At 67.8% G+C, this 23,709-nt stretch carries 20 protein-coding genes; 10 read left to right on the top strand and 10 right to left on the bottom strand.

Translation table 11 applies throughout. The features are described from left to right. Window positions 1–26: 26 nt before the first annotated feature. From ACFPGP_RS14280 to ACFPGP_RS14300, 5 genes are all read right to left on the bottom strand, one after another. On the bottom strand, window positions 27–1,583 hold the full coding sequence (locus ACFPGP_RS14280; RefSeq protein ID WP_378591233.1) for an MXAN_6640 family putative metalloprotease: 1,557 nt from the start codon (window positions 1,581–1,583) through the stop codon (window positions 27–29). A gap of 102 nt (window positions 1,584–1,685) precedes the next feature. Beyond that, on the bottom strand, window positions 1,686–2,399 hold the full coding sequence (gene lexA, locus ACFPGP_RS14285; protein WP_378591235.1) for a transcriptional repressor LexA: 714 nt from the start codon (window positions 2,397–2,399) through the stop codon (window positions 1,686–1,688). Between the two features lie 109 nt (window positions 2,400–2,508). Beyond that, complete coding sequence (locus ACFPGP_RS14290; protein ID WP_378591236.1) at window positions 2,509–4,134, bottom strand: ABC transporter permease; 1,626 nt, start codon at window positions 4,132–4,134, stop codon at window positions 2,509–2,511. Next, window positions 4,131–5,042, bottom strand: coding sequence for an ABC transporter ATP-binding protein (locus tag ACFPGP_RS14295; RefSeq protein ID WP_378591237.1), 912 nt, complete (start codon window positions 5,040–5,042; stop codon window positions 4,131–4,133). The genes ACFPGP_RS14290 and ACFPGP_RS14295 overlap by 4 nt, the downstream gene beginning before the upstream one ends. Before the next feature lie 99 nt (window positions 5,043–5,141). Beyond that, window positions 5,142–5,918: a GNAT family N-acetyltransferase gene (locus tag ACFPGP_RS14300; RefSeq protein ID WP_378591240.1), complete on the bottom strand. Its 777-nt coding sequence runs from the start codon at window positions 5,916–5,918 to the stop codon at window positions 5,142–5,144. 60 nt (window positions 5,919–5,978) lie between these two features. On the opposite strand from ACFPGP_RS14300, the gene ACFPGP_RS14305 reads away from it, so the two are divergent. The 3 genes from ACFPGP_RS14305 to ACFPGP_RS14315 all read left to right on the top strand — a co-directional run bounded on the left by ACFPGP_RS14305 (window position 5,979) and on the right by ACFPGP_RS14315 (window position 8,095). Continuing rightward, window positions 5,979–6,767 carry an SDR family NAD(P)-dependent oxidoreductase gene (locus ACFPGP_RS14305; RefSeq protein ID WP_378591241.1) on the top strand — a complete coding sequence of 263 codons (789 nt, stop codon included), beginning with the start codon at window positions 5,979–5,981 and terminating at the stop codon, window positions 6,765–6,767. Window positions 6,768–7,014: 247 nt separating this feature from the next. Then, entirely contained in the window at window positions 7,015–7,449 is a 435-nt protein-coding gene (locus ACFPGP_RS14310) for a LysM peptidoglycan-binding domain-containing protein (RefSeq protein ID WP_378591243.1), read from the top strand. Between the two features lie 136 nt (window positions 7,450–7,585). Beyond that, complete coding sequence (locus tag ACFPGP_RS14315; RefSeq protein ID WP_378591245.1) at window positions 7,586–8,095, top strand: mismatch-specific DNA-glycosylase; 510 nt, start codon at window positions 7,586–7,588, stop codon at window positions 8,093–8,095. Here the strand turns inward: ACFPGP_RS14315 and ACFPGP_RS14320 are convergent. Both ACFPGP_RS14320 and ACFPGP_RS14325 read right to left on the bottom strand, forming a co-directional pair. Continuing rightward, a complete protein-coding gene (locus ACFPGP_RS14320) occupies window positions 8,085–8,792 on the bottom strand; it encodes a hypothetical protein (RefSeq protein WP_378591247.1) in 708 nt (235 codons plus the stop codon). The two genes, ACFPGP_RS14315 and ACFPGP_RS14320, sit on opposite strands and share 11 nt — an antisense overlap. A gap of 87 nt (window positions 8,793–8,879) precedes the next feature. Next, entirely contained in the window at window positions 8,880–9,245 is a 366-nt protein-coding gene (locus tag ACFPGP_RS14325; protein WP_378591249.1) for a hypothetical protein, read from the bottom strand. 367 nt (window positions 9,246–9,612) lie between these two features. Between ACFPGP_RS14325 and nrdR the strand changes: the two genes are divergently transcribed. The 3 genes from nrdR (at window position 9,613) to dcm (ending at window position 14,367) form a co-directional block, all read left to right on the top strand. Further along, entirely contained in the window at window positions 9,613–10,110 is a 498-nt protein-coding gene (nrdR, locus tag ACFPGP_RS14330; protein WP_378591251.1) for a transcriptional regulator NrdR, read from the top strand. 158 nt (window positions 10,111–10,268) lie between these two features. Next, the gene (locus ACFPGP_RS14335; RefSeq protein ID WP_378591253.1) at window positions 10,269–13,157 is read left to right on the top strand and encodes a vitamin B12-dependent ribonucleotide reductase; all 2,889 of its coding nucleotides are present in this window, start codon (window positions 10,269–10,271) and stop codon (window positions 13,155–13,157) included. Window positions 13,158–13,272: 115 nt separating this feature from the next. Then, on the top strand, window positions 13,273–14,367 hold the full coding sequence (gene dcm, locus ACFPGP_RS14340) for a DNA (cytosine-5-)-methyltransferase (RefSeq protein WP_378591256.1): 1,095 nt from the start codon (window positions 13,273–13,275) through the stop codon (window positions 14,365–14,367). A gap of 16 nt (window positions 14,368–14,383) precedes the next feature. Here dcm and ACFPGP_RS14345 read toward each other — a convergent pair whose 3' ends face one another. From ACFPGP_RS14345 to ACFPGP_RS14355, 3 genes are all read right to left on the bottom strand, one after another. Further along, entirely contained in the window at window positions 14,384–15,640 is a 1,257-nt protein-coding gene (locus tag ACFPGP_RS14345) for a type II restriction endonuclease (protein WP_378591258.1), read from the bottom strand. Window positions 15,641–15,695: 55 nt separating this feature from the next. After that, window positions 15,696–16,163, bottom strand: a complete 468-nt coding sequence (locus tag ACFPGP_RS14350) for a hypothetical protein (RefSeq protein WP_378591260.1) — start codon at window positions 16,161–16,163, stop codon at window positions 15,696–15,698. Between the two features lie 121 nt (window positions 16,164–16,284). Then, a complete protein-coding gene (locus ACFPGP_RS14355; protein ID WP_378591262.1) occupies window positions 16,285–16,935 on the bottom strand; it encodes a very short patch repair endonuclease in 651 nt (216 codons plus the stop codon). A gap of 120 nt (window positions 16,936–17,055) precedes the next feature. Between ACFPGP_RS14355 and ACFPGP_RS14360 the strand changes: the two genes are divergently transcribed. Genes ACFPGP_RS14360 through ACFPGP_RS14375 form a run of 4 tightly spaced genes read left to right on the top strand, consistent with a single transcriptional unit; the run spans window position 17,056 to window position 23,688 of the window. Further along, a complete protein-coding gene (locus ACFPGP_RS14360; RefSeq protein WP_378591264.1) occupies window positions 17,056–19,746 on the top strand; it encodes a Z1 domain-containing protein in 2,691 nt (896 codons plus the stop codon). Beyond that, window positions 19,743–20,732: a PD-(D/E)XK motif protein gene (locus tag ACFPGP_RS14365; RefSeq protein ID WP_378591267.1), complete on the top strand. Its 990-nt coding sequence runs from the start codon at window positions 19,743–19,745 to the stop codon at window positions 20,730–20,732. The genes ACFPGP_RS14360 and ACFPGP_RS14365 overlap by 4 nt, the downstream gene beginning before the upstream one ends. After that, a complete protein-coding gene (locus tag ACFPGP_RS14370) occupies window positions 20,729–22,828 on the top strand; it encodes a hypothetical protein (protein WP_378591269.1) in 2,100 nt (699 codons plus the stop codon). The genes ACFPGP_RS14365 and ACFPGP_RS14370 overlap by 4 nt, the downstream gene beginning before the upstream one ends. Then, complete coding sequence (locus ACFPGP_RS14375; RefSeq protein WP_378591271.1) at window positions 22,825–23,688, top strand: hypothetical protein; 864 nt, start codon at window positions 22,825–22,827, stop codon at window positions 23,686–23,688. The genes ACFPGP_RS14370 and ACFPGP_RS14375 overlap by 4 nt, the downstream gene beginning before the upstream one ends. The last annotated feature ends 21 nt before the right edge of the window (window positions 23,689–23,709 follow it).

Genomic DNA, 23,709 nt, shown 5'->3' on the forward strand with positions numbered 1-23,709 from the left:
TTCAGCCCGGGGTCACCGACCGTCCATCAGGGCACGAGCACCTCGACGCTCGCGGAACTGGTCAGGCCGTCGTCCTGCGGGGTGCCGTTGCACGAGAAGTTGGTGCCCTGGTTGCAGCGGAACCGGGTGCTGGCGTTGACCAGGGTGACGTCGACCGACGTGACCACGTCGTCGCCGAAGGCCACCTCGGTGTCGGCGTTGCCGTTGGCGTCGAGGGCGACCAGCTCGGGCGTGTGGCTGCCGTCGTTGCCGTTCACCGTCACCACGGCGGCCGAGCCGCGTGTCGTGTCGGGCAGGTTGATGCTCACGGCGAGGGTCGCCCCCGAGGTCGTGCCCTGGGTCCGGAACCTCAGCGTGGCGGCCGTCAGGTGGTCGAGCGTCCCGCTCGGCGAGGAGGCCTGCCCGTCGGACAGCCCTGCGTTGAAGTCGGGCGTCACCTCCGGGTAGGCCTGCGCCGTGCCCTCGTCGTACGCCGTCTGCGCGAACAGGTTGGCCGCGCTGAAGCGCGCGAACTCGTCGCGCAGCGAGCTGCCCTTGCCGTTCAGCACCTTCTGGATCGCCTGCACGCCGTAGCGGTCGGTGCCGCTGCCGACGCTGTCGGCGGCCTGCCAGATGCGGAGCAGCAGCACCGGCATCCCGCCCTTGAGCGAGGGGTTCTTCTCGGTGAGGTAGCGGAACCAGATCCAGCCGCCGTAGACCTCGATGTCAGCGGCGGAGTCAAGAGGGATGTCGGGTTGGGTCAAAGGGCTGCTGGCGAGGTACTGCTTGTTGTCGTTGACAGCGTCGTAGACCTCGTCCTCGGCCCACGCGGCGCTCGCCTCCATGAACCAGTCGTCCTCGAGGAAGTCGTAGGCAAACTGGACTGCGTGGTAGTACTCGTGTGCTGCGGTCACCTGCAGATTTTCGAGAGGTGTGTTCTGGGGGAATTGGCTCGACTTGTAATCGTTGTCGAGCACGCAGAAGGCCCACACCGAGTGGTTGCTCGGGCTGGGGAAGTACTTGGCGTCGCTGTCGCAGTAGCCGTAGAGCCCGAACTGCCCGACATCGCGCAGGTAGATGTCGGTCTTGTTGTTGCCGCCGCGGCCGTGGTCGCTCTTGGGCGCGCGGTAGCCGGCCTTGACGTAGTGGCGGTGCACGCCGTCGACGTTGCCGATCACCTTGTCGACGTAGTCGGGGCGCCCGTTCTTGTCCCCATCCTTCTTGCTGACCTCGCTCGGTGTCCAGTGCACGCAGATCCGTGGCGTGCAGGCCTTCCGCTTGGCAGCGGGCCTGGCCAGGAGTGCGTCGGCGGCGGCGCGGTCGGCCCCGGTCAGCTGGCCGCGCAGGGCCCACAGGTCACGCAGCGCGAGCGTCGCGTCGGCCGGGCCGGACGCGGCCCCGCCGGAGCGGTCGGTGGCCGGGGTGCCGTCGAACAGCGCCTGCGCCCGGGCCAGTGCCTGCTGCGCCGGCGTCGGTACGTCGGGTCGGTCGGCGGCCTGGGCGGCGGGGCCGGCGCCGGCGACGAGCGCCAGGCCGAGGCCGAGGGCGACGGCCGACAGGGCGGCGGTGAGGCGTGTGGCGCGGTGTTGGCGGGGCGAGGGCATCCGGTCTCCTGACTCGTGGACGCCTGATTCAACCGCCCCGCGCCGACACGGCGCCAGCCGACCCCCGGGTCGTGACCGGAAGGTGATCCGGGGTCGGGCCGGTCAGACGCGCCGCAGGACCGCCGTCACCTTGCCGAGGATGGTCGCGTGGGTGCCGTCGATCGGCTCGTAGGAGTCGTTGTGCGGCAGCAGCCAGACCTGCCCGGCCTTGCGCTGGAAGGTCTTCACGGTGGCCTCGCCGTCGATCATCGCGGCCACGATCTCGCCGTTCTCGGCGGTCGGCTGCTGGCGGATCACGACGTAGTCGCCGTCGCAGATCGCCGCGTCGACCATCGAGTCGCCCCGCACCTCGAGCAGGAACAGCTGCCCGTCGCCGACGAGCTGCTTGGGCAGCGGGAACACGTCTTCCACCCGCTCCTCGGCCAGGATCGGCCCGCCGGCGGCAATGCGCCCCACGACGGGGACGTACGACGCCGCGGGCATCGCGTCGCCCACGCCGGTCTCGTCGTACGCCGACTCCTCGGCGCTGCCGACCGCCCGCCGGCTCGCGGCGGCGTCGGGCAGGAAGACCTGCAGCGCGCGCGGGCGGTGGGGGTCGCGCTTGAGGTAGCCCTTCTGCTCCAGCGTCTTGAGCTGGTGGGCCACGCTCGAGGAGCTGGTCAGCCCGACCGCCTCGCCGATCTCGCGCATGCTGGGCGGGTAGCCGCGGGTGTCGAGCGAGTCCTTGATGTGGGCCAGGATCCGCTGCTGGCGCGGCGTCAGCCCCGTGGCGTCGGCCGGCCCGTCGGGCAGTTCGGTCACGGTCTTCTTCGCCATCGGCTGATGCCTCCCGGTCGGCTGTGCAGGGTCCACGGCTGGTCCCCTCAACCTAGTGGCGGGACGCAGTCGATTTCAAACACCTGTTCGAACGGCGTGTCGGGGCGCGTCACGCCGGCAGCGACAGGTCGCGGTGGCGCAGCGCTGCGCCGGCGGCCGCCGCGACGACGCCGGTGACGAGCGCCAGCAGCACCAGCGGCACGACCTCGACCGGCACCGCCGGCACGTTCGGCACGTGGGTGAACGGCGAGAGGTCGCAGACCCAGGCCGGCAGCCCCAGCGAGGGGCCGAACATCGGCCCGACCATGACGACCAGCACGAACAGCAGCCACGACAGCCCGACGGCGATCCGCGGCACGACCAGCACCACCAGTGCGACGACCGCCCCCAGCGCGGCGATCGCCGGCAGCTGCACGAGAGCGGCGGCGAGCAGGTCGCCGGCCAGCTCGGCGCCGCCGCCGACCGCCGCGGCACCGGTCGCCGCCATCGCGCCGGCGAAGACCAGCATCAGCAGCGCCGCCCCGACCAGGGCGTTCACGGCGTACGCACCCAGCCAGCGCAGGCGCGAGACGCTGCCCGCGAGCACCGGCTCGAGCACGCCCTGCGACTCGTCGTGGTGCAGCCGCACCAGGAGCGCGACGACGTACCCCGCCACGGCCGTGCCGGCGATCTGCACCATCGAGGCCCAGTACGCGCCCAGCACGTCGACGTCGCCGCCGAAGGTCTCGTACCACTCCGCCGCGTCGCCGGTCAGGCCCTGCACCTGTTCGCTCAGGGCGCCGAAGACGAGGCCGAAGCCGAGCATCGCGACGGCCCACCCCACCAGCGCGGACCGCTGCAGCCGCCACACCAGCCCGGTGGGGCTGAGCAGCGCGTGGCTCGCGTGCGCCGCGCCGGTGCGCTCGGGCCAGAGACCGCTGCCGACGTCGCGGCGGCCGCAGAGGACGACGCCGACCCCGACCAGCGCCGCGGCCACCAGCACCGCGAGCCCGACCGGCCACCACGAGTCGCCGCCGTACGGCCGCACCTGCTGGCCCCAGCCGATCGGCGACAGCCACGCCGGCCACGCGCTGGTGACGCGGAGGGCGGCGGAGTCCACGGTGCCGAGCATGTTGCCCAGCGCCGCGAGCAGGAACGAGACGCCCAGCACCGCGCTCGCCGTCCCGGTCGCGCCGCGGGTCGTCGAGGACAGCTGCACGGTGATCGCCGCGACGCCCGTGAAGACGAGGCCGACCAGCGCCACCGAGGCGCCGGCGGCCATCGACCCGGCGACCGGCTGCCCCGCCACGACCATGGCCAGTCCGAGCAGCGGCGCCAGCACGACGTCCGCCGCTGCCGCAACGAGGACCGCGGCGGCCAGCGAGGCGTACCGGCCGACGACACCGGAGGCCAGCACCTCCTCGCGCCCGAGCTCCTCGGCCTGCCGCGTGTGCCGCACGACCGTCAGCACGCTCAGCACGGCGGCGAGGACCATAAGCGTCAGCCCGTCGCGGTGCATCGTGTAGCCGCCCACGCTGGGGCCGGTGACCAGGCCGAGCACCCGCATGCCCGGGTTCTCGACGACGATCAGGGTGTCGGGGACGAGCAGCTCGGGGTGCCGGGTGTAGCTGTCCTCGAACATCGCCGTGGTGGCCGCGAGGAAGGCGGCCATGCCGAGCAGCCATGCTGGCAGCACGAACCGGTCGCGGCGCAGGGCGAGCCGGACCAGGCGCGGCGTACCGGTGAAGCCGTTCACGGCTGCGCCCCCACCTCGGTCGGCTCGGTGTCGTAGTGGCGCAGGAAGAGCTCCTCCAGCGTGGGCGGCGATGTCGTCAGCGCGGTGACGTCCTGCACGACCAGCCGCGCGAGCACGTGGTTGAGCTCGGCGGGGTCGACGCTGAACTCCGCGTGGCCGTCGTGGACCTGCGCGTCGTGGACGCCGGGCCACGTGGTGACGCAGGGGAGCGGGTGCCGCGTGTCGACGGCGACCGAGGTGCGGGTCAGGTGGCGCAGCTCCTCGAACGTGCCGGACTCCGCGGCCCGGCCGTCGCGGATGATCGTCACCCGGTCGCAGAGCGCCTCCACCTCGGAGAGGATGTGGCTGGAGAGCAGGATGCTGCGGCCGTCCGCGCGCAGCTCGCCGACGACCTCCTGGAAGACCGCCTCCATCAGCGGGTCGAGGCCCGACGTCGGCTCGTCCAGCAGGTAGAGCTCGACGTCGGAGGCGAACGCCGCGACGAGCGCCACCTTCTGCCGGTTGCCCTTGGAGTAGGCGCGCACCTTCTTGGTCGGGTCGAGGCTGAAGCGCTCGAGCAGCTCGTCGCGCCGGGTGGTCGCGGTCGCGCCGCGCAGGCTGGCCAGCAGGTCGATCACCTCGCCGCCGGTGAGGTTGGGCCAGAGGTTCACCTCGCCGGGCACGTAGGCCAGGCGGCGGTGCAGTGTCACCGCGTCGCGCCACGGGTCGCCGTCCAGCAGGCGTACGTCGCCCGCGTCGGCGCGCAGCATCCCGAGCAGCACCCGGATGGTCGTGGTCTTGCCGGCGCCGTTGGGGCCGAGGAACCCGTGCACCTCGCCCGCCCCGACCTCGAGGTCGAGGTGGTCGAGCGCCCGGATGCGGGGGCCGAAGTCCTTCACCAGTCCACGGGTGGAGATCACTGCTGCCATCGGGCTCTCCCGTCATCCACAGGCGTGCCGGACCGACCCCTCACCTCCCATCACAACGCAGCAGGCGGGGGAGGGGCAGGGCCAAAGGGCACGACCGCGTCAGGAAGGTAGCCAGACGAACTGCGGGACCGTGCACACCGCGGCGAATCCCATCCGCTCGTAGACCGGCCGCCCCATCTCGCTGGCGTGGAGCACAGCGTCGGTGTCCCCGCGCTCGCGGCCGATCGCGACGACGGCAGCGGTGATGGCGCTGCCCAGGCCCCGCCCCCGGTGGTCCGTGACTGTCGCCACGTTGTAGACGCCGATCGTCCCTGCCTGGCGCCACCCCGTCGCGGTCGCCGCCGGTTCGCCGTCGACTGTCGCGACCACGTTCACACACCGGTCGGGGTCGAGGTGGCCGAAGACCGCCCCGAAGTCCCCGGCCAGCTCGGGCGGCATGCCGAAGCCCGCCAGCATCGTGGACACGAACGGCTCCGGCGACCGGGTCAGGTCGACCGTCGTGAGGCCGACTCCGGGGAGAGGCGGTCGGTCGACGAGGGCGGCCACCGGGAGGTGCATGCCGGGCACGTCCTCCCGCGTCCAGCCGTGCTCGACGAGGACCCTCTCCAGCGCCGGGGAGCTGGTCGAGGGGGTCGTCCACCACAACGCGGGCAACCCCCGTGCGACGTACCGCTCCAGCACGGCGCGCGCCCGGTCGGTCTCCTGGCCCGGAGCGAACCGGGCGCCGGTGATGCCGTTGAAGAGCGGGAAGGGAACCGGGGAGCAGTACGCCGCCACGTCGTCCCACGGCTCGCGCGTGAGCACCGGGAGGTCGGCGCAGCTGCCGAAGAAGTCGAGCAGGTTGTCCTCGACGGCGGCCACCCGGTGGTCTGGCATGCAGCCACCGTAGGGCGGTCAGCGACCGCGGGGACCGTCATCGGGTGGTTGACTCCCGCCATGGAGAGCGTCTGCGTCGTCACCGGGGGCGCCCGCGGCATCGGCCGCGGGATCGCCGAGCAGCTGGTCGCCCGCGGCCACGGCGTCGTGGTCACCGACGTCCAAGGGGCCATGGCCGCCGACACGGCTGCCGAGATCGGCGCGCTCGCCGGCCTCGAGCAGGACATCCGTGACGCGGCCTCGCACGCCGCCGTGGCCGAGGAGGCGAGCCGGCACGGCCGGTTGCGGGCGTGGTTCAACAACGCAGGCGTCGGCGACGACGGCCGGCTCTCGGAGAACACCGAGGAACAGGTGCGCCGCCTCGTCGAGGTCAACGTGCTCGGCACCATGTGGGGGATGCGCGCGGCGCTGGCGACGTTCGGACCCGACGGTGGCGACATCGTGAACACCGCCTCGCTGGCCGGGCTCGGCCCGGTGCCCGGCTACAGCGTGTACGCCGCCACCAAGGCCGCCGTGGTGTCGATCTCGATGTCGGTCGACGCCGAGACGCCGAAGAACGTCCGGGTGCACGCCCTGTGTCCCGACGTCGTGCAGACCGCGATGCTGGTGGAGGGGCACACCGCCGGCTCGTTGGGCACGCAGCTCGCCCACTCCGGCGGGCGGATCCTCCCGGTCGAGGAGGTCGCACGCGAGGCCGTGGACCTGCTCGGCGGCCGGCGCGTCGTCCGCTCGGTGCCCCGCCACCGGGGACTCCTCGTGCGGGCCACGGCCGTGGCGCCCTCGATCTCCCAGAAGGGGATGCCGCTGTTCGTCGCCCTGGGGCGGCGGACGCTGGCGAAGCAGGCGTAGCCGCCGTCGGTCCGGCTCGCCGGGACCACGGCCCGCTCCGCCGGTCGAGCTCGTCGGGACCACGGTCCTGACGTTCGAATCGTTCGAACATCTGTTCGGCGTGTTCCTTGATTCGTTCGAACACCTGCTCTAACGTCGCACACGTGTTCGATCGAACGTCTGCTCGACAGACAGCCCGGACCGGGTTGTCGGTGGTCGGTCCCAGACTCCCGAACGACACGGACGATCACTTCCCCAGGAGCCAACGATGAGCACCCTCACCCTCAGCCCGGCCTTCCAGCCCGCCACCGACGCGCAGCCGGTCCGCGCGCCGCGTCCGGCCCGGCCGGCGCGCCCGACCGCGCGGCCCCAGCGGCCCGCGCCGCGACCGGTGCAGGGCCAGGTCCGGCTGACCCGTCGCGGCCGACTGGTGGTGTTCCTCGGCTCGCTGTTCCTCGTGCTCGCGTTCGGCGTCGTGTGGGGCGCGGCCTCGGTCGCCGGTGAGCAGCCCGGCACCCCCGAGCCCACCCGCACCGTCGTCGTCGGCTACGGCGACACCCTGTGGGACATCGCCGACGAGGCCGCCACCGACGGCGACACCGGCGCGATGGTGGAGCGCATCGAGCGGCTCAACGCCCTCGACTCGGGGATGCTCGTTGCCGGCCAGAAGATCCGGGTGCCCCTCGACGGCTCCACCGACTGACGCCGACTGACACAGACCTCCGCCGGTCGCTTCGACCCCGGCCGGCGGATGCACGGGAAGACGGGGCGGGGCCGCTCCTGGGGAAGAGGCGGCTCCGCCCCGATTCACGTCCTGGGCCGGGTGGTACCACTGACCCGTGGAGATCCTCCCGGACCTCGTGCCCCCCGAGCCCCGCATCGTCTTCTGCGGCATGGCCTGCGCGGAGTCGACCAAGGTGCGCGAGCACTTCTTCGCCGGACCGGGCAACAACTTCTGGCAGATGCTCCACCGCAGCGGCCTGACCCCCACCGAGCTCGAGCCCGCCGACGACGTCCGGCTCCCGTCGTACGGCCTGGGGCTCACCGACGTCGTGCGCCACATCTCGACCTCCCCGCCGACCTGGGACGTCGACGAGCTGGTCGCCAAGGTCGAGCGCTGGCAGCCCGAGTGGCTGGCCTTCGCCAGCAAGACCGCGGCCCAGGGCGTCGCCAGCGCCCTCGGACTCCGCCGCCCCCAGCTCGGCGAGGCCGGGTGGGACGTCGCGGGCGCGCCGGTGTTCGTGCTGCCCGGCACCAGCGGCGCCAACCAGCGCCGCGACTACGACGGCCGCCCCGACCGGCTCTCCTGGTGGCGCGACCTGGCCGCGCTCGCCGGCGTCAACGGGTGACCCCACCCGAGGTCGTTCGAGCCCTGGCCCGAGCGGGGAGGCCGACCGACTCCTGGGTGATCGAGTCGACCGGCGTGAAGGCGACGGTCGACTCCGCGTCGCCCGCTCCGGAGTAGAACGAGAAGACGCCGTAGCAGTACAGCGTCAGCGGCCCCGCGTCCCCGCGGGTGTCCACGAGGGCCGTCGCGTTGTTCGAGCTGTAGCCGCCGGCGTTCGCCGACCAGCTCATCGCCTGGGCCGTGGTCGCTCCGTCGGACTGGCGGGCGTAGCACTGGGTCCCGGAGCCGTTGGTCGAGGTGATGATCGAGTACGCCATCAGGTACTGGCCCTCCGGCAGGCCGGGGAACGTCACGGCGATCTCGCCGTCGTACGGGCCGCTGCTCGGGATCCCGTAGCGGTAGGCGGTCGTCATCAGGTCGCGCGCGTCGTAGCCGTCCACCCGGTCGGCGCTGAGGTTGGTGACGGTGCCCTGGCCGCTGACCTTCAACGAGGGGCCCTTGCCCTTGCTCGTCAGGACGAGGGCCGGACCCTTCCGGGTGTTCTCGAGCGTGGTGGCCTTCGTGCCCGTGTTGCTCTGGCCGATCAGCAGTGGCCTGCCGTTGGCGGCGTACGCCGCGAGGTTGGCGCCGCCGACCAGGACGACGGCGGCGAGCAGGACGGTGAGCGTGCGTGACTGCGGCTTGGGGGACGGGCGCATGGGGGCTCCTCGGTGGCGGGGACGGATGTCCCGCTTCTACGCCTGCCCCGTGGTGGCCTGCCAGCCCGTCTGGACCTGCGGTGACGCCTAGGAGGCCCGCCGCCGCCCGCCCGGCGGCCGCGCCGGCCGCGGGAGCTCGGGCGGGTGCTCCCCGTCGGGAGCGTCGTCGAGCTCGTGCTCGTCGTCCTCGCCCCGGGTGATCCCGAGGCGGCGCAGGATCTGGGCCACCATGATCAACGCGACGAACAGGCAGGCCACCGCCCCGAGCGAGGCCGCGCCGAGGAAGATCCAGGCGCGGCTGTCGCCGCCCCGCGCGGTGGTCCCGAAGTCGATGGCCGACCTCACCAGGTAGCCCCACGCGATGACCGTCAGCGTGACCCCGACGGCGAGCAGGGCGACGCGCCAGTCGAACGACGCCTTCCGACGCGCTCCCGCCCGTTTTCCCCTCGCCACCCGACCATCATCACCCACGCACCACCGATGTGCGGACGGTGCGACACGCGTAGTCCGTTCGGACTATTTCTCACCGGGGTCACCGCCCCTGACCTGCGGCTTTGCGGCTCGTGTGACCTGGCTCGCAACCCACCCTGCCGAGGCGCTTGCACCGCTGTCCCGCGCGGCGTACGGTAACCACAACATCTAGTACTTACACCGGTGTAGTTATCCACATCTAGTTCACAGGTGGGATGCGGAAGCCCCACAGGTGACCGGGTGTTCTACACAGAGAGCCGCCAGTTATCCACAGCCACCACAGGCCCTCCAGGGGTCTCTGTGGCGCGCCCGGATGCCGGCAACCGACGACCGGGGGAGGAGGTCCACCGTGCACTGTCCCTACTGCCGCAGCACCGACACCCGCGTGGTCGACTCCCGGGTCGCCGACGACGGCGCCTCGATCCGCCGGCGCCGCACGTGCTCGGCCTGCTCCAAGCGGTTCACCACCATCGAGCAGATGCAGCTGACCGTGCTCAAGCGGTCGGGCGCCACGGAGCCGTTCAACCGCGAGAAGGCCGTCGCCGGCGTCCGCAAGGCCTGCAAGGGCCGCCCGGTGTCCGAGGACGACCTGGCCTGCCTCGGCCAGGCGGTCGAGGACGCGCTGCGCCTCGACGGCGCCGCCGAGGTCCCCGCGCACGAGGTCGGCCTGGCGATCCTGGGCCCCCTGCGCGAGCTCGACGAGGTCGCCTACCTCCGCTTCGCGAGCGTCTACCGCGCCTTCGAGAGCGCGGACGACTTCGAGGACGAGATCGCCATGCTGCGCGCCGAGCGCGCCACGGCGTACGTCGACGACGCACCACCACCCCAGCCCGCCGCGACGGGCTGACCACAGACCGCCCGGCGTGGGCTGTGTGGGGAAGCGCAGTCCACGCCGGGCGCACCAACGCCTTCGTTGGTGCGACCAGAGATGTCGGTGGCACGGGCCACCATGGAAGTAGTCCGGGAAGAAGCCAGATGAAGATCCGAGGGAACAGGGGAGCATTGATGACCGAGACGGTGAGTGGGGCAACCGGGACCGGCACCGGTCTGAAGATCGAGCGGGTCTTCAGCACCGAGGGTGTCCACCCCTACGACGAGATCACCTGGGAGCGGCGCGACGTCGTCCAGACCAACTGGAAGACCGGCGACACCGTCTTCGAGCAGCGCGGGGTGGAGTTCCCCGACTTCTGGTCGGTCAACGCCAGCACCATCGTCACCACCAAGTACTTCCGCGGCGCCGTCGGCACCGACGTCCGCGAGTGGAGCCTCAAGCAGCTCATCGACCGCGTCGTCAAGACCTACACCAAGGCCGGCACCGACCACGGCTACTTCCGGACCGAGGCCGACGCCGAGGTCTTCGAGCACGAGCTCACCTGGCTGCTCGCCCACCAGTACTTCTCGTTCAACTCCCCGGTCTGGTTCAACGTCGGCACCCCCTCGCCCCAGCAGGTCAGCGCCTGCTTCATCCTCTCCGTCGACGACTCGATGGACTCGATCCTCAACTGGTACAAGGAGGAGGGGTTCATCTTCAAGGGCGGCTCCGGCGCCGGCCTCAACCTCTCCCGCATCCGCTCCTCCAAGGAGCTGCTCTCCTCCGGCGGTACGGCGAGCGGCCCGGTCTCCTTCATGCGCGGCGCCGACGCCTCGGCCGGCACCATCAAGTCCGGCGGCGCCACGCGTCGCGCGGCGAAGATGGTCGTGCTCGACGTCGACCACCCCGACATCGAGGAGTTCGTGCAGACCAAGGCGCGCGAGGAGGACAAGATCCGCGCGCTGCGCGACGCCGGCTTCGACATGGACCTCGGCGGCGCCGACATCACCTCGGTGCAGTACCAGAACGCCAACAACTCCGTCCGCGTCAGCGACGAGTTCATGCGTGCGGTCGAGGACGGCACCGAGTTCGGCCTGCGTGCCCGCAAGACCCACGAGGTGATCGAGACCGTCGACGCTCGCGACCTCTTCCGCAAGATCGCCCAGGCGGCGTGGGAGTGCGCCGACCCGGGCCTGCAGTACGACGACACGATCAACGACTGGCACACCAACCCCGAGACCGGCCGCATCACCGCGTCCAACCCCTGCTCGGAGTACATGTCGCTCGACAACTCCTCGTGCAACCTGGCCTCGCTCAACCTGCTCAAGTTCCTCAAGGACGACGACACCTTCGACGGCGAGCTGTTCGCCAAGGCGGTCGAGTTCATCATCACCGCGATGGACATCTCGATCTGCTTCGCGGACTTCCCGACCGAGTCGATCGGCCAGACCACCCGCGACTACCGCCAGCTCGGCATCGGCTACGCGAACCTCGGCGCGCTGCTGATGGCGATGGGCCTCGGCTACGACTCCGACGGCGGTCGCGCCATGGCCGCCAGCATCACCTCGCTGATGACCGGCCAGTCCTACAAGCGCTCGGCCGAGCTCGCCGCGATCGTCGGCCCCTACCACGGCTACGCCCGCAACGCGGACGCCCACAACCGCGTCATGCGCAAGCACCAGGCCGCCAACGACGCCGTCCGCTCGGTGCACCTCGCCGACACGCAGGTGCACAAGCTGGCCACCCAGGCCTGGGCCGACGTGGTCAAGCTCGGCGAGACCAACGGCTTCCGCAACGCGCAGGCCTCGGTGCTCGCGCCCACCGGCACCATCGGCTTCATGATGGACTGCGACACCACCGGCATCGAGCCGGACTTCTCGCTGGTCAAGTTCAAGAAGCTGGTCGGCGGCGGCTCGATGCAGATCGTCAACCAGACGATCCCGCGGGCGCTGACCAAGCTGGGGTACGACGAAGAGTTGGTCGAGGCGATCGTCGCCTACATCGCCGAGCACGGCCACGTGATCGACGCCCCGGGCCTGAAGACCGAGCACTACGAGATCTTCGACACCGCCATGGGCGCGCGCTCGCTGGCGCCGATGGGCCACGTGCGGATGATGGCGGCCTGCCAGCCGTTCCTCTCCGGCGCGATCTCCAAGACCGTGAACCTGCCCGAGACCGCGACCGTCGAGGACATCGAGGACATCTACCTCCAGTCCTGGAAGCTCGGCCTCAAGGCGACCGCCGTCTACCGCGACAACTGCAAGGTCGGCCAGCCCCTGGCCGACGGCGGCGGCAAGGCCAAGAAGGACGCCGCCGACGCGGCGGCCGCGGTCGAGGCCGCGGAGACCAAGGTCGTGGAGAAGGTCGTCTACCAGCCGACCCGCAAGCGCCTGCCGAAGTCGCGCACCTCGCGCACCACGTCGTTCACCGTCGGCGGTGCCGAGGGCTACATGACCTCGGGCGCCCACGACGACGGCGAGCTCGGTGAGGTCTTCCTCAAGCTGGGCAAGCAGGGCTCGACCCTGGCCGGCGTGATGGACGCCTTCTCGATCGCGGTCTCGATCGGCCTGCAGTACGGCGTCCCGCTGGAGACCTACGTCTCGAAGTTCACCAACCTCCGCTTCGAGCCCGCCGGCCTCACCGACGACCCCGACGTGCGGATGGCGCAGTCGATCATGGACTACATCTTCCGCCGCCTCGCCCTCGACTACCTGCCCTACGAGTCCCGCCAGGCCCTGGGCATCTACTCGGCCGACGAGCGCCAGCGCTACCTCGAGACCGGCTCCTACGAGCCCGTCGAGGAGACCGGCTCCCCGTCCGAGCTCATGGACTCGACCGCCACCACCCCGACGGTCGAGCCCGTCGAGGCCGAGCTCGTGGAGACCAAGGACACCCACGGCGGCGACCAGCGCGAGGTCCCCGCCCACGCCGCGAAGGAGGCGCACACCTCCGCCGAGCTCCTGGAGAAGATCACCGGCACCGCCGTCGACTCCCCGCTCTGCTTCACCTGCGGCACCAAGATGCGCCCCGCCGGCTCCTGCTACGTCTGCGAGGGCTGCGGCAGCACCAGCGGCTGCAGCTGAGTTCGTCACCGAGCCAGGGAGGACGGCGACACGCCGTCGCCGTCCTCCGCCGCCTGTCGGCGGAGACCCCTAACCTGGGCACAGGGGGTCGCCACCACGAGGAGAAGAGGCACCAGTGGGCGCAACAGCTCTGCCGATCACGGGCAATGCGGAGCCGCCAGCATTCCGGTTCATCGACCTCTTTGCGGGCATCGGGGGATGCCGCCTGGCGTTCGAGGCTGCGGGAGGTCGCTGCGTCTTCACGTCCGAGTGGAACAAGTTCGCGCAGCTCACCTACCGCACGAACTTCCCAGACGATGAAGGGAGTGACCACGTCTTCGCCGGCGACATCACGCAGGTGGCCGTCGATGAGATCCCCGACCACGACGTGCTGGTGGCGGGCTTCCCGTGTCAGCCGTTCAGCATCGCCGGGGTGTCGAAGAAGAACGCGCTCGGTCGCCCGCACGGCTTCCTAGATCCGACCCAAGGAACGCTCTTCTTCGACGTCGCCCGCATCATCGAGCAGAAGCGCCCTCGGGCCTTCATGCTCGAGAACGTTCGGAACCTGCAGTCGCACGACAAGGGCAACACCTTCCGGGTGATCAAGGAGCGGCTCGAGTCCCTCGACTACGAGTTTCACTTCCGTGTGCTCGACGCGAGCGCAGTGGTTCCGCAGGGACGACGCCGCATCTTCATGGTCGGTTTCGATCGTGGGCAGTACCCGAACGGTTCCGGGTTCGACTTCAGTGCGCTCGAGCTCCCGAAGCTCAGCCCGACGATGGAGAGCGTGCTGCACAGCGAGGACGGATCGGAGATCCCCGAGCCTCCGTACACGGACGACTTCGGGATCGCCGCCCAGCGGTACACGCTGACGCCGAAGCTCTGGGCCTACCTGCAGAACTACAAGATCAAGCACCGCACCGCCGGCAACGGGTTCGGATTCGGGCTGGTCACGCGGAACGACGTGGCCAGGACGCTGTCGGCCCGCTACTACAAGGACGGCTCGGAGATCCTGGTCGACCGGGGGCCTGACGCCATCCCGCGTCGTCTCACCCCGCGTGAGTGTGCACGCCTCATGGGATTCCCGGAGGCTTTCGAGATCCCTGTCAGCGACACGCAGGCGTACAAGCAGTTCGGCAACAGCGTCGTGGTGCCGGTGGTGACGGCCGTTGCGCAGCACATGGCCCCGGTCATCAAGACCCGGTCGCGCGAGATCGCCGTCGCGGGCTAGCAAGCCACTGGGAACCTCAGGGCAGGACACCAGAGGCAACAGCGCGGGCCTGACGTTCCGAGGCAATGGTGATGAAGTCTCTGACGGTCGTGAGCCGAGGAGCCAGCGCCCCGCCGTAAGTCGCACGGACGGGCGACGGGACAACGACCGCAACGTCCTTGGCCTCCATCGCCGTGACGACATCCAGGTTCAACCCACGATCCATGGTCACCAGATACCGGGTTTGTGACTGCCTGCCCTCGCCAACCACTTGGCGCCAGCGCTCCTTGGTGGTCGTCTTCGCCGCCAGCTGGGTCTGCAGATCGGCTGGCGCGCGCAGGCCGGGAAAGAGGAAGTCGGGCTTGGAGCCGTCCTCGAGCCGGACTTGAGTCTCGTAGCGGAGGCCCGTCGCATCCAACATTGCGGCGATGTGCGACTCGAAGCTCTTCCCAGCGCGCGAGAACCGTGCGTTCTTGAGCCTGGTCGCCACGGCGAAGAAGATGTCGATGTCGATCACGTCCCTGTGCGCGAACTCCGCGTCGAGCAGGGGCTGCACGACCTGTCTCTCGTACGCGAAGTACAGATCGTTCGTCGTGGTGACCCAGTCGAAGAGCGCCTGGTCCGGGTCGACCGTGGGATCGGACGTGAGGGTCAGATCTCGGCACAGGGCGGCGAACTGCGCAACCGGCGGCATGGGTAGCCGGCCGCCGAATTGGTCCACCAGTCTCGGCAGAAGATCTTCGTGTTCGACAGTCGGTGAGATTCCCAGGGTCTGTAGCAGGTCGGCGTCATCGAGGTCGAGGTTCCCGTCGTCAGCCGCTTCGAGGTCGAACAGGTCGAACTGCAGCGACCGCACCGGGGTCACTCCGGCAGGCCGATCGAGCTGTGTGCCGAAGAGCTGGTTGAGCCTGACCGCAGCCGACGTGTCCGGTGCAGCGACGACCACCATCACGGAGCCCGTGGTGAGCCTCCCCACCCAGCACCAGTCACCGGCCTGCATCGCCTCCATGGGCTGGCAGCCCGAGGGGTAGTACAACCGCCATTCCGGAGAACGGTTCTGTTGGTGCTCACGGGCGTCGTAGAGCGTGATGGTGGAGCGGTCTTCAAGCACTTCGTCAGCATTGAAGTAGAGGTAGTGACAGCTGAACTGAGTCCGACTCCTGCCCAGAAGGTCGAGCACCGGGCCGCCGGCAGCCAACTCGTGCCCGCGAGAAACTTGTGCACTGGCCGCCTCGGTGGCGCTGAGCTTCTTTGCCCCGACGCCGTCGAAGTGGTCCCGGAGTCGAGCATCCATTCCAGCCCCCTGGCACTTGTCCGCCTACCCCATGTGGACGGTCGTCTCCGCAACCCTAGTAGCCGAACACGTGGACACTGAGGACATCAATCTCACGTCGCGGATCGCCGAAGAAGGCACCAAGGCGACGTGACACCAGCTGGTACGGCTTCTCGCGTGGGCTTCCGTCAGCCCGCCAGTTGTTGACCGGGACGATGAGGAAGAGGTGCTGAGCGTCCGGCGCGATGTGCGCCTTCCACAGGTCCTTGAGGTCGTGGTTGTTCGTCGTCGTTCCTCCGCGTTCCACCTCTGCCAGAATTCCTCGGGATCCCCCGAGGTCGAAGTAGAAGTCCGGGCGGGCCTGTGTCACGAAGCCACTCTGCGGAGTCAGTACGACCTCCTCCTGGAAGCCCATCTGATCCTTGAGCAGCGAAGAGAAGTGGTCCTGGATCGCCTTGCTGGGAGCGCCGTGGATGTGCAGCGCCTTGATCGACTCTGCAGTCTGCTGAATGTGCGCAGCAAGCGTGTTGGCCAGCTCGTCCACGCGATGAAGTTCAGCCAAGTCAGCTGTGGACAGTCGCAGGCGAGTCCATCTCTTGTGCGGCACGCGGGCAGCTTGCCTCAACTCCTATCGGTAAGCTACCGCGCCAAGAGGATTGGTGAAGTCAGGACACAAGCTCTCGATACGCGGCCTCGATCCTGGTGGCGGCCAGTTGGGGGTCTTCGTGCTCCCAGACCCTGATCACTGACCATCCTGCTGACTCGAGCAGCCGATTGGTGTCTTCATCTCGAGCACGATTCGCGCCGATCTTCCAGCGCCACCACTCGTCATTCGCCTTGGGTTGGACATGATGAACTGGACACCCGTGCCAGAAGCAGCCGTCGATGTAGATAGCCAGCCTCGCCCGCGTGAACGCGATGTCGATCGTGCGTCTGTTGTTGCCCGGCACCTTCACCTGTAAGCGGTACCGCAATCCCCGCCTGTACAACTCCCTGCGGATCGCCATCTCAGGCTGGGTATCTCGCCTCGACAGGACCGACATGCGAGCGGACAGATCGGCGCTCGGGCGGACTCGATGTGGCTCGGGACGACTCTTCACGGCCCCAGTCTGGCTGGTGGACGAAGATGTCAGCATCGCCCCACTCTTAGCCGAGGTGGTCTCCGTCGTCCAACCTGGTCGAGCGCACACGAGGCGGACTGCCTCGGACTGCTGCAGGGCTTGGGGTGAGACGCTCGGAGAAGCTTGCGTCACCGTGGATCGCCGCCACGACGGAGGCGCAAACCCTTGCGCATTACGCCATTTCGTTTCCCCCATCAACTAGCGTTACGCAGGCCGGGTTCTTAGTTGATTGAGTGCGTGGGGGAGCCGTTGTGTCGCATAGTTCAGGTCCCTCGCGTGCCCGAACGACAAGTTGGCGTCGAGAGCAGGGGTGACATGACGAGCGAGGCAGTCGCGATGATGCGACAGTTCTTGATGGATCGGATGACGAGACAGCGAGAACAACTCGGCGAAGCAGCGGCAAGTCTCCGACGTTTCGTCAACGACCCGGCAGCTCTCGACGCCGCCATTGCTGCCATCCAAGCAGACATCGATGAAAATTCTCTTCTCGATTCTCCTGCAGGCGTCGCGGACCGCTCTCTGCTCCTCAACGTCCAGATGGCGCCTTGGTACTCGGGTCCAGAGGCCGGGGATCTGTACTGGCCCACTCTCAGGGAACGCCTGGAGTCGGGACACATGACGGATGTTGTGCCGGACATCGACCGCGCGTCGACCAAGGTGGTCGCACAGTTGTCCAACCCCAACATTCACAACCTCAAGAAGTTGGGTCTTGTCCTCGGCTATGTGCAATCCGGCAAGACGGCCAACTTCACCGCGGTCATGGCGAAGGCGGCCGACCGTGGATTCGGACTGTTCATTGTCCTATCTGGAATCCACAACAACCTGCGCCAGCAGACCCAGGTCCGCATAGCAAAGGATCTGGGGCTCGCGAGTGGTCGCTGGGTTTCTCTGACGACGTCCGATGGCGACTTCGTGAACGACCCGCGTCACAGCGGGGCCTCCCAGCTCCGGCCGGATCGCCCAGTCGTGATGGTGATCAAGAAGAACCAACACCGCTTGCAGGGCCTGAAGGCTTGGCTCGAGGAGACACCGATCGAGGTGCGTCGCCGAACGCCCGTCCTCCTGCTCGATGACGAAGCCGATCAGGCCACTCCCAACAGCGCCAGAGGGCGCAGCGAACGTTCGGCGATCAGCAAGTTGACCAAGGACATCTGGTCGCTGATCCCTACCGGCTCCTACGTGGGCTACACAGCCACGCCGTTCGCCAACATCTTCATGGATCCGAACGATGACGAGGGTCTGTATCCCGCGCACTTCATCATCGACCTGCCCCAGCCTGACGCATATTTCGGGGCCGAGCGGCTGTTCGGGCGAGAGCCACTCGACAACGACCATGAGCCGGAGTCAGGGCTCGACATGGTCCGCGACATCCCGGACGCCGAAGCAGCGACACTTCGGCCGCCCACTTCTCGAGAGAACCGGGAGACCTGGAGAGCCGAGATCCCGCCCTCGCTGAAGGAGGCGGTGCGGTGGTTTGTCGTTGCCACGGCTATCAGGCGCGCGCGTGGGCAGGATGATCACAGTTCGATGCTCGTGCACACCACGCACTACGCGCATCCACACTTCGTGATGCGAGAGGTGATCAGCAATTACCGGAACGCGCTGGTTTCAGGCTGGAGAACTGGCCGAGAGAGGGGCCTGAGAGAGTCCTACGAATCTGAGGCGAACCGAGCGTCCACTGTTGCGACCGAGCCGCTCCCAAGCTGGAGCGAAGCTCTCCCGCACATCGCTCAGGTCTTGGATGACCTCCGCGTCATAGTCGACAACGGATCATCCGTGGATCGGTTGAACTACGACAGGGTGGGGCCGGACGGACAACCGGTCAAAGAGGTGGTCATCGCCGTCGGCGGCGGAACACTTTCCCGGGGTCTGACCTTGGAAGGACTCGTCGTCTCCTACTTCACAAGGACGTCCAACACCTACGACACCCTCCTGCAGATGGGGCGCTGGTTTGGCTACCGCCCGGGTTACGAAGACCTGCCGCGACTCTGGCTGCAAGGGTCACTTGCTGACGACTACCGGTTTCTGGCACTCGTGGAGGCGGAGATTCGCCAAGACATCCGGGACATGGAGAAGCAGAAGATCACGCCGCGTGAGCTTGGGGTGCGTGTGCGGCAGCACCCCGGCCGGCTCGCCATCGTGGCTCGCAACAAGATGGGTGCGGCGCAACTCGTCCGGGTGTCGTACGCAGGTGAGCGGCTGCAGACCTTCATATTCGATCGAAGTGTTGCGGTAGCAAGGGAGAACTTCGAGGCCACGAGGGATTTCCTCGCCGCTTGTCGCCGAGCGGCCGAGCTTGCGCACTCGACCAAGCCGCCTCGGTGGCGGTTCAGGGATGTTCCTGCTTCATCCCTCTTGTCGTACCTGCGCCGGTTCTCGGTACATCCCGATCAGTCGTCCATGAGAACCGACTACATCACGGGCTGGATCGAGGAGGCGGTTGCGCAGTCCCTGTGGAACGTCACCGTCATCGGATCCGGACAAACGACAACGCGAGCGGACGGGTCGAAGGTCGAGCTGGGCTCCTTGGACCTAGGGCTTGGCAGTGACGTCCCAGCAGTCAACCGTTCGCCTCTGAAGGACTCGGGCCAGGGCAGGTGGAACATCAAGGCGCTTCTGACCCACACGGACTGGTTTGCCGATCTCGATGCCTCCGAAGTGTCGGAGATGACACGCCAGAACAAGACGCCCCGCGAGATCCGCCGGGCTCTGGCTTCTGGGCGAGGGCAAGTTCTCATCTACGTTGTCAGCAAATCGTCGATACCGCTGTCCGAAGCCTCCGAACGCAGCAGGGTTCCGATGAACGCACCCGAGCACCTGATCGGCTTGGGGTTGATCTTCCCGGAGGTTGCAGAGCCTACGGCTGACGGTACGTACTACGCGGTCAAGCCTGACTGGCAGCCGGAACTCGAACCTGACGACATCGATGAGATACCTCCGGACAACGAGGGTGACGCAGAAGCCGTTGTTGGTGCTGCCGCCGCAATGGATGAGGACGTTCGGTGACCACAGTCGCTGAGCATCTGGCTCTGTTGCGCTCGGGTCGTCTGCCTGAGCAAGACGGCCAGATGTTGACGCGTGAGATCAACGTTGAGGTGGACGCGGGTGTGGTCATGGTTGCGCTTGATAGTGACGGTCGAAGTCACCTCCTTGTTCCGATGGGTCGAGACCCCGTGATCCCGGACCGGGCAAGTCGGGGCGTTGCAGTTGACGAGCGCAAGTTGACAACTGCAAGCGGCGCGACGCGATTCGTGGATCTGGCATGCCTCGAGAGGAGGCTCGAGGGTCCGTTCGAGCAGCTGCTCGAGGATGTGGCCGGCCGCCTCCGTGCCTCTGGTTCGCAGCCGAACCTCACCATCCTGCAAGCCCTCGAGGACTGGAGAGCCCTGCTGCGCGTCGCCCTGCACGGCCTCTCGCGTGACGTTCTGCTGGGGCTCATCGGCGAACTGGAAGTGATGACTCGCATGGCGGCTCACCACCCGCGGGCCGCAATAGATGGGTGGCGGGGGCCCCTGGGTTCGAGTCACGACTTCGTTCTCGGAGGGCGTTCCCTCGAGGTGAAAGCAACCTCGGCGGTCTCCGCATCATCGGTGCGGATCTCAAATCTTGATCAGCTCGATCCTTCATTCGTAGAGCAGTTGCATCTTGCCGTTGTGCACCTGCGCGAGTCAGCGGAAGCCCCTGACCTGGATGAACGCATTGACGACCTCATCGGCCTCGGCGTGCCGGCCGCCAAGTTGCTGACTCTTCTCGAATCAGCAGGGTATGTGCGCGGAATGGATCTTGGTATGCCCACCAGGTACGCGGTGAGGAGCATCCGCTTGTGGCGTGTGGACGATGGGTTCCCCGGGCTCCATCAAGGTGTAGTGCCCCCTGAGACGCTCAGCGCGATCGAGAATGTCGAGTACGACCTGCTGCTTCCCGGTCTGCCATCACCTCTGCCACAGGCCGAGGCCGATGCCGTACTGAATAGCTGGGGAGCGCCGTCATGAGCGAAGAAGACCTGCACGAAGCACTCAAGCCGGTTCAGCAGTACCTCCGGTCCTCGGACATCAACGTCAATACGGTGCTTGCGGCCCACATGCGCGCGTTGGGGTTGGTTCCCAACGGCGATGCATGGCAGCTGGCGCGGAGTGCCCTGAGAGCCGGGGCATCGTTCGCAGACGCCGCGCTGGCGGGTGCAGGCGACGGCGCGGTTGTGCCAGTGCCCAACGGGGAGGCGCCCGGTCGTCCAAAGAAGCGCCGGCCTCTCACGGCGGCCACTGAGCTGACGAGGGCGCGCACCGTGGCCGGTCCCATGGACTGGTACCCCCAGCGCTTTGACCCGGGCGCAATCCAAGGGGATGGTGCCAAGAAGTTGCTTGGCACGCCGCATGTCTCGATGGAGGAAATGCTGGTCCGGGAAACGGCTCAGAACAGCTGGGATGCACGAACGGGCGAGCGGCCCGTTGAGTTCGTTCTGAACGTACGAGAACTGTCCCAAGACGCGATCGACTGTCTTGCGACTGATGTGTTCACTGGTGAAGCACCGGGAACCGATCTCAGGCGTGCGCTGGACGAGGACGACTTGTGGGCCATCGAGATCTCGGACCGCGGCACGGTGGGGTTGGGCGGTCCCGTGCGCAACGACCTGACTATTCCGGAGGGGAGTGTCACCCACTTCATCGATCTCATCTTCAACATCGGAGCCACCAAGAACGACCCCACGTCTGGTGGTACCTACGGCTTCGGGAAGTCGATCGCCTACATGGTCAGCGAGCTTGGGGCCGTTCTGGTCTGGTCGCGGTGCCGCACGGATGCTGGTGTCGAGGACAGGCTGATTGCTTCCGCGATCGGCGAAGTGTTCGACATGGGTGGGGGTCGTTACACGGGTCGCCATTGGTGGGGGCGGGTGGTGGATCAGCGGCCCGAGCCGCTGATCGGTGAACGCGCTCGCGAACTTGCCGAGCGTGTCTTCTCGAAGAAGTTCGTCGGCGGGGAGCTCGGGACGAGCCTGCTGATCCTCGAACCACGCCTCGGACTGCCCGGCCCTACCGACGATGCTGACGTGCTGGTCGACTCGGTTCTCTGGAACCTTTGGCCGAAGTTGCTGCCGGACACAGACGGCACCAGGGCGATGGAAATCGGCGTCCAGAGCAATGGTGTTGAAGTTCCGATTCCCAACCCAGCCGATCACCCGATACTCGCGGGATATGTCGCATGCCTGCAGGCTGTGCGTGCCGAGCAGGAGGGGCGTGAGCCTCCCCAGGCGCTCTTCAAGACCGAAGTCGTCGAGATCAAGCGCTACAACGAGGTTCTCGGGCACCTCGGACTCATCAAGTTTCCCGCGTCGTCTTTGGGCTCCTCCGATGGAGACGACCAACGCAGTCCCAGTCGCTCGGTCGCGCTGATGCGGCACGGAGCTGAATTGGTAGTCCGGCACATGGAGCGTCAAGCATTGAGTGAGAGCGGATTCCAGTGGGCAGGAGTGTTCAAGCCGGTGGCGGCGCTCGACGGGACGTTCGCCGCGTCAGAGCCCCCGGCTCACGACGACTGGTCACCGACCTCGCTCACCAACAAGGTACAGAGAAGCCAGGTGCGTCTTGCCCTGGAACGCATCCGCAAAGAGGCTGACGCCTTCGTTGCACCCTCGACTGACACCCCCGTCCGCGGTGAGTCCCTTTCGACCGCTGCTGTGGGTGACATGCTTTCGTCATTCATGGGTGGCGTCATTGGGTCTGCCCCGTCCACTAGACGTGGGTCAGGCGGGGGCGGTGCGAGGAGTTCACGCCCCTCTGTCGCGGTGGAGCCCGTCGAATGGGCGGCCGCTGATCGGCCCGGTTGGACGCGGACAACCCTCAGGGTCTCTGTTGCGGGGGGTGACCCGACTGGGACGGCAGTTGCGCTCAAGGTGCGAGTCGGCACTGATGGACGCACTGAGAAGGGGCCACAACCGGACTACATACGTGAGCTGGGGTGGAATGGATCGGAGGCCACGGAATCCTCAACAATGATCAAGCCGGGGATGCCCCAGACGTATGTCTTCGAGTCGAGAGATGACATCGCGATCGACGTGACTTCCGTGGTCGCGAATGGTGCCGGCGCATGACCGCCAGACGACTCTTTCCCCACCGCGTCATTGGGGAAGACGACGTTGCCTGGGATGCTTGGTGGTACGAGCGTGACGGCATCAGGATGCCGTTGCCAACCCTGCTGCCGGGTTGGGATTACTCGCGTGCAGAGTCGTTCGGCGTCACCATCACGATCGATGGCGCGGCCGTTCTCGAGTCCACGGGCCTGCATTCGCTGTCGCTTCTCAAGCTGGCGCTGCTTGTAGATTGCCCCGCGAGCGGACGGAGATACTGCGCCACTGAACGACTCACTGAGGACCCTTCGCAGCAGATGGAGCTCTCGGTGGACCTTCCGCCGGGTGAGGTCGCCGACAAGTTGGAGCTCAGCGTCCACCTGGTGCTCGCCACCGACACGGCCTCGCGCCCGCGGATCGCCTCTGTCGCAGGCGCACGCCTGGGCAGCAGCCCCAAGTTCATCCTCACTCTGGAGGGGGAGTCGAGTCGGTTCCCGACAGACTCGGTTTCTTTCGCGGACGTCGGCTTGGAGCCGGCGCCGTGGACACTCTCGACCTCCTTCGTCGAGCTCGACGACTCGTTCATGGGCGCCGTACGCCTGCTCATCAACGAAGCGCATCCATTGGGAGTGGAGCTGCTTAGCGGCTACCCCGATGGCTCGGCTTCCGAGCGCTTGAAGATCGACGTACTGAGGATGCTCGTCTCGATCACCTGTCATCAGGTGCCGGACGGCCGTGACGAGTTCGATGACGACTCCGTGGGCGGTGTCGTGAGTCGCATGTGCGAACTCTTCCTGAACAGAAGTCTCCAAGAGGCATCCGCCTTGTTCCGCGAGGAGCCACTTAGATTTGAGCGTCTCTGTTACCAGGCGGTGGCTCAATGAAGCTCTCATATCCCCGACTCC

Source organism: Nocardioides taihuensis, from assembly GCF_042657275.1.
Lineage (GTDB): Bacteria > Actinomycetota > Actinomycetes > Propionibacteriales > Nocardioidaceae > Nocardioides > Nocardioides taihuensis.